This window comes from Streptomyces sp. GQFP (assembly GCF_021545335.1).
Lineage (GTDB): Bacteria > Actinomycetota > Actinomycetes > Streptomycetales > Streptomycetaceae > Streptomyces.
Genome location: NZ_CP089312.1, coordinates 6,235,931 through 6,250,169, shown reverse-complemented (window position 1 = coordinate 6,250,169; position 14,239 = coordinate 6,235,931). Strand labels below are relative to the sequence as shown.

General features: G+C 69.4%; 18 protein-coding genes. All 18 read left to right on the top strand.

The features are described 5' to 3' along the window. Position 1 precedes the first annotated feature (1 nt). Complete coding sequence (locus LUX31_RS28065; RefSeq protein WP_235478096.1) at positions 2-178, top strand: Rmf/CrpP fold protein; 177 nt, start codon at positions 2-4, stop codon at positions 176-178. Between the two features lie 85 nt (positions 179-263). After that, the gene (locus LUX31_RS28060) at positions 264-929 is read left to right on the top strand and encodes a hypothetical protein (protein WP_235480209.1); all 666 of its coding nucleotides are present in this window, start codon (positions 264-266) and stop codon (positions 927-929) included. 45 nt (positions 930-974) lie between these two features. Further along, positions 975-1,982, top strand: a complete 1,008-nt coding sequence (locus LUX31_RS28055) for a major capsid protein (RefSeq protein ID WP_235478095.1) — start codon at positions 975-977, stop codon at positions 1,980-1,982. After that, the gene (locus LUX31_RS28050) at positions 1,982-2,176 is read left to right on the top strand and encodes a DUF4411 family protein (protein WP_235478094.1); all 195 of its coding nucleotides are present in this window, start codon (positions 1,982-1,984) and stop codon (positions 2,174-2,176) included. Before LUX31_RS28055 ends, LUX31_RS28050 begins: the two co-directional genes overlap by 1 nt. Before the next feature lie 3 nt (positions 2,177-2,179). Then, entirely contained in the window at positions 2,180-2,602 is a 423-nt protein-coding gene (locus LUX31_RS28045; RefSeq protein WP_235478093.1) for a hypothetical protein, read from the top strand. After that, the gene (locus tag LUX31_RS28040; protein ID WP_235478092.1) at positions 2,575-2,892 is read left to right on the top strand and encodes a hypothetical protein; all 318 of its coding nucleotides are present in this window, start codon (positions 2,575-2,577) and stop codon (positions 2,890-2,892) included. Before LUX31_RS28045 ends, LUX31_RS28040 begins: the two co-directional genes overlap by 28 nt. 77 nt (positions 2,893-2,969) lie before the next feature. After that, positions 2,970-3,242 (top strand): hypothetical protein, encoded by a 273-nt coding sequence (locus LUX31_RS28035; protein WP_328285701.1) that lies wholly within the window; start codon positions 2,970-2,972, stop codon positions 3,240-3,242. Then, complete coding sequence (locus LUX31_RS28030) at positions 3,235-3,645, top strand: minor capsid protein (RefSeq protein WP_235478090.1); 411 nt, start codon at positions 3,235-3,237, stop codon at positions 3,643-3,645. Before LUX31_RS28035 ends, LUX31_RS28030 begins: the two co-directional genes overlap by 8 nt. A gap of 13 nt (positions 3,646-3,658) precedes the next feature. Beyond that, positions 3,659-4,129 (top strand): phage tail tube protein, encoded by a 471-nt coding sequence (locus tag LUX31_RS28025; RefSeq protein ID WP_235478089.1) that lies wholly within the window; start codon positions 3,659-3,661, stop codon positions 4,127-4,129. Then, positions 4,093-4,608 (top strand): hypothetical protein, encoded by a 516-nt coding sequence (locus LUX31_RS28020; protein ID WP_235478088.1) that lies wholly within the window; start codon positions 4,093-4,095, stop codon positions 4,606-4,608. The genes LUX31_RS28025 and LUX31_RS28020 overlap by 37 nt, the downstream gene beginning before the upstream one ends. 71 nt (positions 4,609-4,679) lie before the next feature. Then, the gene (locus LUX31_RS28015) at positions 4,680-4,817 is read left to right on the top strand and encodes a hypothetical protein (protein WP_235478087.1); all 138 of its coding nucleotides are present in this window, start codon (positions 4,680-4,682) and stop codon (positions 4,815-4,817) included. 50 nt (positions 4,818-4,867) lie between these two features. After that, positions 4,868-7,096 (top strand): phage tail tape measure protein, encoded by a 2,229-nt coding sequence (locus LUX31_RS28010; RefSeq protein ID WP_235478086.1) that lies wholly within the window; start codon positions 4,868-4,870, stop codon positions 7,094-7,096. Positions 7,097-7,105: 9 nt separating this feature from the next. Continuing rightward, on the top strand, positions 7,106-8,011 hold the full coding sequence (locus LUX31_RS28005) for a phage distal tail protein (RefSeq protein ID WP_235478085.1): 906 nt from the start codon (positions 7,106-7,108) through the stop codon (positions 8,009-8,011). Positions 8,012-8,024: 13 nt separating this feature from the next. Continuing rightward, positions 8,025-9,071, top strand: a complete 1,047-nt coding sequence (locus LUX31_RS28000) for a hypothetical protein (RefSeq protein ID WP_235478084.1) — start codon at positions 8,025-8,027, stop codon at positions 9,069-9,071. Between the two features lie 511 nt (positions 9,072-9,582). Continuing rightward, entirely contained in the window at positions 9,583-10,644 is a 1,062-nt protein-coding gene (locus LUX31_RS27995; RefSeq protein ID WP_235478083.1) for a hypothetical protein, read from the top strand. Continuing rightward, positions 10,644-11,501, top strand: coding sequence for a hypothetical protein (locus LUX31_RS27990; RefSeq protein WP_235478082.1), 858 nt, complete (start codon positions 10,644-10,646; stop codon positions 11,499-11,501). Before LUX31_RS27995 ends, LUX31_RS27990 begins: the two co-directional genes overlap by 1 nt. Positions 11,502-11,514: 13 nt before the next feature. Next, positions 11,515-13,242: a collagen-like triple helix repeat-containing protein gene (locus LUX31_RS27985; RefSeq protein WP_235478081.1), complete on the top strand. Its 1,728-nt coding sequence runs from the start codon at positions 11,515-11,517 to the stop codon at positions 13,240-13,242. A gap of 75 nt (positions 13,243-13,317) precedes the next feature. Continuing rightward, complete coding sequence (locus LUX31_RS27980; protein WP_235478080.1) at positions 13,318-14,238, top strand: glycoside hydrolase family 25 protein; 921 nt, start codon at positions 13,318-13,320, stop codon at positions 14,236-14,238. Position 14,239 lies beyond the last annotated feature (1 nt).

The window sequence follows — 14,239 nt, the reverse complement described above, 5'->3', positions numbered from 1 at the left end:
AGTGGGGACCCGCGAGGACATCGTGCGCGCGCTACTGGCCGGCGCCGAGGCCGGACGCAACGGCGACGAGCCGAGGGCGTGCCCGTACCCCGCAACGTCTCTGCTCCGTACGGCGTGGATCAAGGGCTATGCCCGCGAGCGCCCGATCGCAGACCAGGGCGAGGACGCCGACACGTAGCGCTCACCCGACCACCTCACCCCCAGGGGGCCCGCCGCGGCGGGCCCCTTTTGCATGCCCGCGAACCCCAGGAAGGGACCCCCCGATGCCCGAGTCGACCCCCTCGAACGCCCCCGCCGCACCCGCCGCGCCGGCCGCCCCAGTGGCGCCCGCGGCCCCGGCCGCGCCGACCCCGACGCCGGCGGCACCTGCCGCGCCTGCCGTCCCGGCCGCGCCGCAGACCCCCGCCGTTCCGGCCGCGCCGGCGCCGGCCGCGCCGAACGCCCCGGAGGCGCAGGACGTCGCGAGCCTGCCCCAGTGGGCCCAGGACCTGATCAAGGGCGCCCAGCAGCCCGCCCAGGCCCCGCAGACGCCCGCCGCGCCGGCCGCGCCGGCGCCGCAGGCCCCGGCCGTCGAGGGCAACGTGACGAGCCTGCCGAGGTGGGCGCAGCAGGCCGTGACGGGCGGACAGGATGCCGCTCGACAGCTCGCCGCGCAGTCCGCCGTGATCGCCGCGGCGCCGGCCGCGGGCGCCGACGTGTCCCGCCTGCTCGACTCCCGCGCGTTCATGGACGCCATGGGCCAGGTGAACGCCGCCGACCCGAGCGCCGTCACCGCCGCCATCACGGCCGCCGTGCAGGCAAACCCGCACCTCGCCCTCACCGTCGGTCCGGCCCGCGGCGGCGCCGCGTTCGACGCCAACCCGGCCGGCGACACCAAGCCCACCACGCTCGACCAGGCCATTGCGGCGCGATTCGCCGCCAACGCCTGATCACCCTTCCCCGCCCCATCGGGCCCGTAGACAGGAGCACCACCCATGCCCGCCGTTTCTCTGGCCGAGGCCAAGAACAACGCCACCGATGATCTCGACGTCCAGGTCATCGACGAGTTCCGCAAGTCTTCCGCGGTCCTCGATTCCCTCCAGTTCGAGCAGGCCGTCAACCCGACCGGTGGCGGCGCGACCCTCACCTACGGGTACCGGCGCCTGATCACCCAGCCCACCGCCGGGTTCCGTGCGCTCAACAGCGAGTACACGACCAGCAACGTGACCACGCAGAAGTACAGCGTGGATCTCGCCGTCCTCGGTGGGGCGTTCGAGGTGGACCGCGTCATTGCGCAGATCGGCCCGGCCGCGTCCGGCTCTGTCGCGCTGAACATGGCGCAGAAGATCAAGGCGACGTCCACCCAGTTCCAGGACGCCGTGATCAACGGCGACACGGAGACGGACGAGAACGGGTTCGACGGCCTCGACAAGGCCCTGTCCGGTTCGAACACCGAGTTCCGCCTCGACCGCGTCACGAACTGGTCGGACTTCGACGCCGACCCCGCGAGCGTGCACAAGGCCCTCGACGCCATCGACGAGTTCCTGTCTCTGCTCGACGGAGCGCCGACCGTCATTCTCGGCAACGGCCTCGCCCTCGCCCGCGTTCGGGCCGCCGCGCGTCGGGCCGGCATGTACACCCGCAACCCGGTCGACGGCCTGCTCGGTCCCGGTGGCCGCCCGGTCGAGCGCGAGCAGTACGGGAACATCGTGTTCGCCGACCCGGGCACCAAGGCCGGATCCAACGACCCGATCATCCCGGTAGAGAACCGGACCGTGGGCGGCACCGCCGCGACCGGCCTCACCGACCTCTACGCCTACCGCGCCGGCCTCGACGGTTTCCACGCCGTGGCCACCGCCGGCGGACAGATCGTGTCCACCTACCTCCCCGACTTCACGACCGCCGGCGCCGTGAAGAAGGGCGAGGTGGAAATGGGACCGGTGGCCGTCGCGCTCAAGGCGACCAAGGCCGCCGCCGTGTTCCGCAACATCAAGGTCCGCTAATGGCCGTGATCCACACGCCCCGCGAGGGGTTCACCGGCCGTGGCGTGGCCGGCGTCCAGTTCGAGGACGGCCGCGCCGAAACCGACGACCCGGCCGTGATCGCCTACGCCAGGCGCCACGGCTACACCGTCACCGACGAGGACGCCCCGCCCGCGAAGAAGCCGGCGGGGCGTTCGCGTTCGAAGGGAGCGTGAGCCGTGGCCCGTCGCCTCTACGCGACCGCGGACGACTACTTGGGGTGGACCGGCGAGCAGACCGCGCCGGCCGACATCGCCCGACTCATCGCCCGTGCGTCCGAGGACATCGACGAGGCCCTACTCACCGCCGTCTACTGCACCGACGCCGCCGGCATGCCCGCGCACCCCGAGGTGATCGAGGCCCTGTCCAACGCCGTCTGTGCCCAAATCGAGTACTGGCAGGAGACCGGCGACACCGGCACAGGCGCCGCCGGCCGATGGGACTCCGTCAGCCTCGGCCCCCTGTCCCTGTCCGGCCGCCGCGGCGGGCCCACGTACCCGGGCGCCGTCGACCTCGCCGACCGCGCGCACCGCGCCCTCAACCGCGCCGGCCTGCTCCCGGGGGTGATCGGCGAATGCCCGCACTGCCACGGTGGCTACTGAGGCACCGGATCAAGGTCGAGGCGTACCGCGGCGATTCCGCGTACGGCGGACAGTACGAGCCGGCCGAGGACGTGCGCGCCCTGGTCACCGGGACCATCAAGCGCGTGCGGTCCGCGACCGGCGCCGAGGTGGTGAGCACCGCCCAGGTCTACGCCGCCCCGGGCCTCACCGCGCCGCCCGGATCCCGGATCACTCTCCCCGACGGCCGCACCACCACCGTCATCAGCTTTACCGAGCACACCGCCCCGGGCCTCGGCGCCCCGGAGTCGACGGAGGTGATGTGCGAGTGACGCAGCGCGTACGGATCACGTGGAACTCAGCGCCCGCCGTCCGCCGCACCCGAGCGGGCGCACTGCGAGGCGTACGAATGGCCGTCGAGCACGTGCTACAGGTCGCCCGCCGCCGCGTGCCGATCGAAGAGGGCACCCTCGAACGGTCCGGAGTCGCGTCGGTCGACGAGGCCAGCCTCACCGGCGCAGTCAGCTTTGATCAGCCCTACGCCGTGCGCCAGCACGAGGACATGACCCTTCGGCACGACGCCGGCCGCACCGCGAAATACCTCGAAGACCCGTTGAACGAGGAGTCGGCGACCGTCGAGGCCATCATCGCCGCGCAGGTACGGAGGGAACTTCGTGGCTGACCTGCTCGACGGCCTCGCCCGCTACCTCGACGGCCTCGGCCTGCTCGACTACGACCCGACCGGCACCACTGGTGACACGTTCATCGAGACCATGCCGCCCGGCCCCGACAAGGCCGTGTCCCTCGCCCTGTACGACGGCACACCGCCCGAGGCCCGCGACGACGCCGACACCCCCCGCCTACAAATCCGCGTCCGCGGCACCCCTGACCCCCGTGTGTCCCGCGCCCGCTGTACGGCCCTGTACCGCGCGCTGCACGGCCTCGCCGGCGTCGAGCTACCGGACGGCACGTGGCTCACCCTCGCCGCCGCACGCGGCACCCCCGCCCCGATGGGGCTCGACAGTAACGGCCGACACGAGCACGTCGTGAACGTCGACCTCGACGTGTCCGGCCCCACCCCGTAAGGAGGCCCGCCCCATGGCAGGCAGTACCCGCCCCATCGACGCCCGCGGCTGGATATTCCAGGTCGAGGACGCCAGCACGACGGACGAGACGTGGTTGCCCATCAGCGGACTCACCACGTTCACGCACAACCCCGGCGAGAACGAAGAGACCGCCGACACCACCGCGTTCGAGTCCGAAGGCCACTACGAGCAGGACGTCATGCAGCGCGGCGCGACCCTCGAACTTGAAGGACAGTTCCGCATCGACAAGACCACCAAGGCCCAGGACGCCGGACAGGCGTACGTGGACACCGAGTGGTCCCAGCGCCTCGGTATCGACTCCCGGAACATGGTCCGGTGGCGGCACGAGACACAGACCAAGTGGGTTGTGTGGGAGGCCACCGTCACGCCCGGAGAGCAGGGCGGAGGCACCAACGAGAAGACGTCATGGTCCGCCACCATCACGCGATGCGGCGCCCCGACGAGTACGGCGGTGGCCGGCTGATGACGACCGACACCACCGAGTGGGAAGACCTCGACGAGCAGCCCACAGCCGGCGCCCCCGCCGACTTTGACGCGTTCTTCGCCGAGCAGGACACCACACGGCCCCGGCAGGCACTCACCCTGTACGGCACCCGCTACGTGCTGCCCGACTCCCTGCCGCTCATGTTCACGCTCCAGATGGAACGCGTACAGAACAGCAGCGACCCGCGCGACGTGCGCAAGATGCTCGCCACCTTGTTCGGTACCGACACTCTCGACGTGTGGGCCGAACACGGCATGACCGACCGGCAGTTCGGCATCGTGCTCATCTACTCGGCCGCCAACGTCCGCACCCCCGACAGCGTGACCATGCAGCGCGCCGCCGAGCTGCACGACGAGCAGGAGCAGGCTCGCGCCGAGGGAAAAGCAGCGGCGCCGAACCGGGCGGCGCGCAGGACGAAGCCGAAGAACGGGAAGCGTCGGAGTTCTGGCAAGCGGTAATCCGGCACTGGTCAGCCGTCGAGGGTGACCTGTCCCGCGAACACCACGTGAAGCCGGCCGAGTTGGCCGCCATGTCCACCCGCAGGTTCCTCGCCCTGGTCGGCTCCCTGTCTGGGGACAGCCGCTTTGCCCGCGAGTGGCGCCGCACACCGCGCCGCGCCGACTCCCCCGAGGACATCGCCCGCATCACGGGCCTGCCCGCCCGGTAACACCCCGCACACCCCGGCACCACGGCCGGACCACCCGAGGAGGTGAGGCCGTGGCGTTGACCGTGGGCGAGCTACTGGCCACGATCGCCGTTGACGAATCCGGCGTCGATACGGGCCTGTCCCGCGCCGAGCAGGCCGTACGGGCAAGCGGCTCGACCATCGCCGACGACGCCGAGCGCGCCGGCCGCGACGCCGGTAACGCCCTCGGCGACGGCCTCGCCACCACCGCAGCGACCGCAGTACGGGACGCCGGCGGCGAGGTGGCCAAGGCCGGCGAAGACGTCGGAGAGGAGACCGGCGGAAGTCTCCGCGACCGCCTGTCGTCGAGCCTGCAAATCGGCCTCGCCGGCGTAGGCATGGCCGCCGGCGCCCTGCTCATGGAGGGATTCGGCCAGGCCCTCGAACAAAGCCAGATCACCGGGCGCCTCGCCGCTCAACTCGGCGCGACCCCCGCCGAGGCCAAGAAGTACGGCGAGATAGCCGGCGACATGTTCGCCGACGCCGTCACGGCCGACTTTCAGGGCGCCGCCGACGCGATATCGGCGACCATGCGCGCGGGAATCGCCCCGCCGGAAGCGACCAATGCGCAAATCCAGAGCATCGCAACGAAGGTTTCGGATCTTGCCTCGACGTTCGAATTGGACCTCGGCCAGACTGCAAACGCAGTTGGCCAGATGCTCAAGACGGGACTTGCGAAGAATGGCACGGAGGCCCTTGACGTACTGACAAAGGGTCTGCAAAACATGGGCCCCAGGGCCGATGACATTGCGGACACCTTCAATGAGTATTCGACGATCTTCCGTAACGTCGGCCTCGATGCGACCACGGCAACGGGCCTCATGTCGCAAGGTCTCAAGGCTGGCGCGAGAGATACGGATGTTGTCGCCGACAGCCTCAAGGAATTCTTGCTTACCGTGCAGGCCGGCGGGCCCGATGTCGATAAGGCTTTCGCCTCTATCGGCCTGAACGGCAAGGAAATGCAGGCCGCCTTTACGGAAGGCGGCCCGAAAGCCTCGGCCGCACTGGACAAGATTTTTGATTCCATGCGGAAGATCAAGGATCCCGCAGAGCGTAACGCCCTCGCCGTATCGCTTTTCAAGACCAAGTCCGAGGACATGCAGGCAGCGCTTTACGCGCTGGACCCGTCGAAGGCCGTCGACACGTTGGGCAAGGTAGGCGGCGCCGCCTCACAGATGGGCGATTCCCTGCGCGACAACGCAGGGACCAAGATCGAGGCTTTCAAGCGCGGCGCCATGCAGTCGTTGACCGAGTTCATCGGCAACACCGTGATCCCCGTACTGTCGAGCCTGTTCTCATTCGTCAGCGAACACCAAGACGTGTTCACCGCATTCGCCGCGGTACTCGCCGCCGTGGTCATCCCAACGATTACCGCCCTCGGTGTTCAGTCCCTCATTGCGGGCGCACAGATGGCGAAAGCATGGATTATGGGCATGGGCCCGATCGGTTGGGTTAGCCTCGCCATCGGCGCACTCGTCATTCTGATTATCGCTTACTGGGATGACGTCAAGAAGTGGACGTTAGCCGCTTGGGATTGGGTCGTCGATAAAGTCGTGTGGGCAAAGGATGCGCTCATAAACGCGTTCCTGAACTTCACGCTTATTGGTCTACTGATCAAGCACTGGTCGACCATCAAGTCGAACGCCGTCACATGGTGGAACGCCACCGTTAATTGGGTCAAGGGCATTCCGGGGATGCTGTATCAGGCATTCCTCAAGTGGACGCTACTCGGCCTGATCATCAGTCATTGGCAGAACATCAAAACGGCCACGGTCAACAAGGCCGGCGAAATGGTTTCGTGGGTGCGTGGCCTACCGCAGCGAATATCCGCCGCAATCGGCTCCCTAAAGCAACTGTTGTACGACAAGGGAACCGACGTTGTGCTCGGCCTGTGGAACGGCATCAAGTCCATGGGTTCCTGGCTCAAGTCCACGCTGATCAGTTGGGCCAAGGATCTCATTCCGGGCCCGATCGCCAAGGCACTTGGGATTCACAGCCCGAGCCGCGTCATGGCCAGGTCGGTTGGCCGTTGGATCCCGGCCGGCGTGGTCAAGGGCATCCGTGCCGGACAGGGCGCCCTGGACCGCGTCATGTCGACGCTGGTCACCCCGCCCGCCGTACCCGCGTTCGCCGGCGCCCCCACGGGCGCGTTCACCGCGCCGTCCGCCGGCGTGCACATCGAGCACTGGCACGCCGCCGAGACCGGCACACCCGACGACAACGCGCGCGCCCTCGCATGGGCCGCCAAGGCGAGGGGGTGAAGCGCGACCGTGACGACCACGCAGGGCGCCGCCCTCACCGCGGGCGCCCTGGTCACACGACCCGGGCATGTTCAGTACGGGGACCTGCTCATCGGGCCCGGCACTCCCTACCGGTGGAAGGCAATCACCGGTTGGGAGGAGCTACCGGCCCTCGACTCAGGGTCGGTCGCCCGCGCGGATGCGCACGGCTCGATACCGGGCCGCCTGCTCGCGCAGGCCCGCACCATCGGCCTCGACGGTTTGATGGTGCGGGCCCCCCGCGAGGGCATCGGCACCGCCGTCGCCGCCCTCAACCGCGCCACGGTGCCCGTCGAGGACGAGTTGCCGTTCGTGGCATGGCTCGACGAGCGCGGGCCCCTGCTCGCCTACGCGCGCGCCACGCGCCGCGCCATCCCGGCCGGCATCGGCTACCGCGTAGGCGTCATCACGGATGCGGCGATCCAGTGGGAGGCGAGCGACCCCCGCCGCTACGAGCTGGCCGAGCGCAGCGTGTCGACGACCCTGCCCATGTCCGAACCCGGTATCGAGTGGCCGCTCACGTGGCCGCTCGACTTTGGGCAACCGGGCAGCACCGGCGACCTCACCGCGGAGAACACCGGCGACGCCGCCACACACCCCGTGATCGAGTTCCGCGGGCCCGTCGACCGCCCGTCGCTCACCTGCCTCGCCACGGGCGACCAACTCGAATACGACCTCCCCCTGTCCGCCGAGGACCTGCTCACCGTGGACACGCGCGCCGGCACCGTCACCCTCAACGGCACCGCCAGCCGCCTCTACACCGCGACCACGCGCAGCGTGCCCGAGCAGACGTTCACACTCGCCCCCGGCATCACGAACCTGATCTACCGCGCCGCGCCCGGCAGCACGGACCCGGCCGCCTCGGCGACCGTCCGCTACCGCGCCGCCTACTGGTAAGGAGCCCCCTCGCATGTCCGTGCGCGCCGCATGGCTACTGCCCACCTCGCAGACCCGGGAAGACACCCGCCTGTCCCCCGTCGGCACCTTCACCCCCGAGGCCGAACTACGCACCCGATCCGGCGTGGTCCCCGGCGGCACCCCGTTCGCCGCGACCGGCGCCGGATCGATGTCGCTCCAGATCGGCACCGGCCGCGCCATCGTGCAGGGCACCGCCGCGCAGGGCGCCTACCCGGTCACGGTCGACGTCCCCGAAACCGTCACGTTCACCGACGGAGACGCCCAGTTCGGCCGGTACGACGCCGTGATCATCCGCGTCTACGACCAGCTTTTCGACCAGAGCGGGCAGAACCTCGCCCGCGTCGAGATCGTGAAGGGCGACCCGCTCGCGACCCCGGTTGCGCCGACCCTGCCCGCCGCGTCCCTGTTGCTGTGGCTGGTCACCGTGCCCGCGGGAACGTCCGCCGGCACCGGCGGCATCAGTTGGTCCTCGGCCCTCGCCGACCGCCGGCAATTCACCACCGCGGCCGGCGGCATCACCCCCGCCGGAGGCGGCACCGTCTACAACGGCGCCTATGACGGGCAGTACCGGGACACCGGCAGCGGCCTCGAACGATGGAACGCCACCGCGCGCGCGTGGCAGGCGTACCCACCGACCCCGACCCGACCCCTGATGACACGCCAGGTGACACAGGCGCCCATCGGCACCACCACCAGCGCATACGTCGACTTCACCGCCGCCCAGTGGCCCCGCATCACCTTCACCGTGCCCCCGTCCGGCACCGTATGGGTGTCCGTCGGTGGGCAGGTCAGCAACCGCAACACGACGGCCGCCACGTCATGGATGACGTGGCGAGCCACCGGCGGATACACCGAGGCCGCCGGCTCCCTCACCGGCCTGTCCGCCCAGGGTGGCCGTGTCATCGGAACCCGACGCGTCTACCGCAGCGGCCTCACCCCGGGCGCAAGCGTGACGATCATTCCCGGTTGGAACGTCTCGTCCATCGGTACGGACACGTTCATCAGTGACGGGCAACTCACGGTCGAACTAGTGCCGTAGGAGTCACTGGCTGTCCTCATTCCCGAAAGCGCGGTACAACGCGGCCAGAGCTGCACACACGCCTACGGTGCCCCCGAACGCGGCTCCAGCGCCGCCGAGAACATCGAGCCAGTCCGCCCCGGTTGACCGCGCTGCCCATGCTGCCACCACTCCAATCAGGGCTGCGAAGTCCACCACCAGGCCAATGGCCAGTAAGCGCAGTACCCGCGCGTTATTCATCCTCAGCACTCCGTCTTACTCGGTTCAACGCTTCTTGAGGTGAGCGGGAACCTAGCGATACCTCCATGTGGACACCCTGTTGGAAAGCAGTGATCCATCTGAGAAGCGCATCGGGTTTCTCGCTGAACGTGGCAGTTTCTTCCCATTCACACTGACAGCCACCACACACGACACGCCCAGAAAGTTTGACAGTGGCAATCACCACATTGCCCCTAGACCTGCTGAGTTCTTCGATCGACCCGACGAGGGGGTGAATGTCCTGCCTCCCTCGTACCGAGTACTGGTCTGCGACTTGCGCTCAGACCAACTACTCGACGTGCTGCCCGTACAGGGCGTGTCCCTCGACGACTACATAGGCAAGACGGGCCGGCTCACCGGAACCGTGCCGATCCCGAACGCGGAGATAGCAGCGCGGGCCCGCCGCGCGCTGCAACCCGGCCGTACGGCGGTATGGGTCGAGCGCGGTCGAGACATCTGGTGGGGCGGGATCCTGTGGACGCTGTCTCTGGCGAGCGACGACCGCGGGCGCCTCGGCGTACAACTCCAGTGCGGCGGTTGGGAGTCGTACCTGTACCGCCGCCTGTTGCTCACCTCGCAGCAGGCCGCCCAGGTCGACCAACTCGACATCGCCCGCGGGTTGGTCGACTACGTGCAGAACACAGCCGGCGGCGACATTGGCATCACGTACGACACCGCCGTTTCAGGCACGGTCCGGGACCGCACGTTCAGCCGCTACGACCTGTCGACCGTGGGCGACCTGCTCGACCAGCTCGCCGCCGTCGAGGGCGGTTTCGAGTGGCGCATCGGCTCACACCGCGACCCCGACGGCCGCCGCGTCAAGGTGATGCAACTCGGCTCGCCCACCATCCGCACGGGAACGTCAGACATCGTCCTCACGCACCCCGGACTGATCACGTCCTACACGTGGCCCGTCGACGCAACGTCGCTCGCCAACGCGTGGCAATCACGCGGCGCGTCCGTCAACAGCAACCAGGCCGAGACAAGTTACCCGCTCACCTCGCCCGTGCTGATCGACGACACCGCCATCGGCGAAGGATGGCCACGCCTCGACGGCTCATCGGACTACAGCACCGTGGAGCAACAGGGCACCCTCGACGCGCACGCGCGCGCCGACTCGACGGCCGCACGCTCGCCGGCGCAGATACCCGAGATCACGGTACGAGTCGACGGCACGCTCACCCCCGCCCTACTCGGCGCCACCGTCCGCGTGCGCATCCGCGACCTGTGGCACGCCACCGGCCTCGACGCCCGTTTCCGCGTGGTCGGCATGTCCCTCAACCCGCCCGAGCGCGGGCGCCCCGAGACAGCAAAGCTCTATCTGGAGGTTCCGTAGTGGCCGCCGTCCCACAGGATCTACTCGACCGCCTCAGCACCCTCGAACGGCAAGTTCGACAGCTCACCGGCCGCGCGAACATCCGGCCCGCCCTGAACGAGATCAACGGCGGCGCCGTCAAGATCGGCGAGGGCGGATCGTTGGAAGTGATCGGCCCCACCGGCGCATCCGCATTCCGAGCCGGCCAGTGGCCCCAGGACGGCTCTTACGGCACGCGCCTCGGCCGCGACGACGGCACCGCCGCATGGACCGTCGGAGGATCCGGCACCGACACCAACAACATGGTCCGCATGTGGTCGCGCGACCTGAACGCGCCGGCCCGCGTGCTCATCATGGACGACGCGTTCAGTGACCGGTTCCTCGGCCGCCCCTGGATGCCCCTCGAACTCCACCCGACGGAACGCCAGTCCTACACCGGCACCAACTACGAACCCGCATGGGCCGGCCGCGGGCCCGTATGGAACGCGGTCGCCGAGATGGCCCTCAACACCTACGCCAACACCGGTGGCGGACAGGTCAAGGTCACCCGGACGTACAACGGCGTCGAGACCACCCTCGACGAATGGGACTGCCCCGCCAACGTATGGACGAGCCGCACGGTTACCGCGCCGATGGACGGCATCGACTTCATGGACACCGTCGGGTGGGTGATCTACCACCGCGCCAAGTCCGCGAGTCAGAACGTCGAAACGCGCCTCACCCGGGCAATCAGCCGCAACACGATCACGGTTGACGAGACCCCCGCCGACCCCGTGCGCACCACCACCGCGGCCGAGGCCGCCACCGCGCCGGCCGCCGAGGAGCAGGCCGCCACCGCAGCAGCCGCCACGCCGGCACTCCGCCCCATCGACGACTAGGAGCCGTGCCCCCATGCCCCTGCCCGAGGGCATCCCCACCGTGGCCGTCACCGGCCGCTATCTCACCCTCGACGGCCGCCCCCTCGCCGGAACCGTGATCTTCCGCGCCCCGTCCGTCCTCACGATCCCCGACTCAGACGTGATCCTCGGCGGACCCGTCACGGCCAAGCTGGACAGCACAGGCGCCGTCGCCGTCACCCTGCCCGCGACCGACGCCCCGGGCATCGACCCGTCCGATTGGGCGTACATCGTTACCGAGCAGATCGAGGGCGTGCCCAGCAACCGCCCCCCGTACGCGATCCTGCTCCCTGCCGAAAACCCCGAGGCCGACCTCGCCGACATCGCCCCCACCGACCCGCGCACCCCGAACTACGTTGCCGTACGCGGCGATTCGGCGTACGAGGTGGCCGTGAAGAACGGGTTCCCGGGCACCGTCGCCCAGTGGCTCACCTCGCTACTCGGCCCGCAGGGCGTCAAGGGCGACACGGGCCCGCAGGGTTCCAAGGGCGATGCAGGATCCCAGGGCGTCAAGGGCGACACCGGCACGACCGGCGCCCCGGGCGTGGTGCAGTCCGTCAACGGCAAGAGCGCCGCCGCCGTTGTCCTCGCCGCCGCCGACGTGGGCGCCGTGGCCAACAACGGCGGGTACAGCCGCACAGACGGAACATTGCATGTGGTCTACGCAGGCACCCAAGCCGACGTATTCAAGGCGTCCGATGCGGCACAGTCGAAATACACAGCCGTCAACAAGAACGCCGAGCTAGTCACCAACGCCACCGCCACGTTCGCCGACGTACGGATCGGCGCAGTCGCCACCCTCGGTGGCGGAGCCGGGGGCGTCCTCGCGTTCGCCAACGCCGCTACTGCACCCACGACCAACCCCGCCGGCGCCGTCCTGTACGCCGAGGGCGGCGCCCTGAAAGTGCGGCAGGCCGACGGAACCGTGTTCACCGTCGGAGCCGGCGGAACCAGCGCCGTTACGTCCGTCAACACCAAGACCGGTGACGTAGTGCTTGCGGCGACCGACGTAGGCGCCGAGGCCGCCGGTACCGCCGTCCTGCTCGCCGGCACGCAGACCATCACCGGCACCAAGACGTTCAGCGCCATACCGTCGAGCAGCGTCGCCCCGACGACCGCAAACCACCTCGCCCGGAAGTCGTACGTGGACGCCGCCGCGTTCGCCGGCGAGTGGAGCCCCGCCGATCACGGCCTAGCCGCATGGGCGTTTGACCCCGCCCTCGCCGTGTCCACCGGCCTCTACCCGGGGTCAGGCCCGATGCGCGTAACGGCCGTGATCCTGCGGGCCGCGACCACCATCAACCGCATCGTATGGTTCGCCACCGGCTACGCCGGCGGACTCCTCACCGGATCATGGGCCGCCCTCTACAACAGCGCCGGAACCCGCGTTGCCGCGACCGGCGACATGTCGACGGCCGCCTACGAGCCGGCCGAGGAGCACGACGCCGGGGGCGGCACCATATCGAGCCCGCTCACGGCCGCCTACTCGGCCGCCGCCGGCACCTACTACGTGATGTGGCGCATGGTCTACAACACGACCACGCAGGACGGCCCCATGTTGCTCGCCGCCGAGTCCAGCGCCGGCGCCCCGCCCAACCAGTTCGGATACACGCTGGTCAGACGCTTCGGTGTCTACACGACCGGCGTTGCCGCCGCCCCCGCGACCATCACCGTGACGTCGATGGAGAACGGCGCGAACCGCTTTTGGGTCGGCCTCGCGTAGACCGCGCCGCCCTCTTCACACCGCACGCCCGAGCTCACCGCGCCGGGCGTTTTTTCATGCCTAGGAGGCAACATCATGACCAGCACTTCCCGCGGTATCGACGTGTCCATCTACCAGGCCGCGCAGAACTGGCCCAAGCTCAAGTCCGACGGCCTCACCTTCGCGTTCGCCAAGGCGTCCGAGGGACAGAGCAGCCGAGACAGCCGATTCGGAACCCACATACAGGGCATCAAGGCCGCCGGACTCATCCCGGGCGCGTATCACTTCGCGTGGCCGAACCAGGACGCCGCCAAGGAGGCCGCGAACTATATAGCCGCGGTGAAGCCGTACGCAGGCGCCGGGTTCCTGCACTGGCTCGACCTGGAGGCGTACAGCGACCGCCGGAACTACACCGGCCGGACCGCCGCGCAGATCAAGGCGTACGCCGTCGCGTGGATCGCCGCCGTACAGAAGGCTTTCCCCGGGCAGCGTGTCGGCATCTACACGTCCGCCTCGGACATCACCGCCGGGCACGTCCCCGCCGGCGTCACCCTGTGGTATCCGGCGTACCCGGGCGCGAGCGTCGACACGTACGCCGAGGCCGAGAAGCGCACCAAGCCGGCACCGTCCGGCCGGACCGTCGCCATCTGGCAGTTCACCAGCACGCCCGTTGACCGGAACCTTGCCTACATGTCCCCGACCGCCATGCGGACATGGGCCAAGGGCAGCGACGCCGACGAGGACGACGCCAAGCCGTACACCCCGCCCAAGTTCCCCACCGGCCTCGCCCCGAACAAGGCCGCGCCGTCCGCCGTGACGCTTCAGCGCGCGCTCAAGGCCGCCGGCTACATGTCCAAGTCCGTCGCCGAGTCGCCGCACTACGGCCCCGCGACGCAGGCCGGCGTGATCGCGTTCCACAACGCGCACCCGCGGTACCGCGCCGCGGGCAAGAAGTCTGACCCGGCCATCGGACCGAAGGGTTGGGCCGCCCTGTTCAGCCTCGCCTACGGCAAGTAGG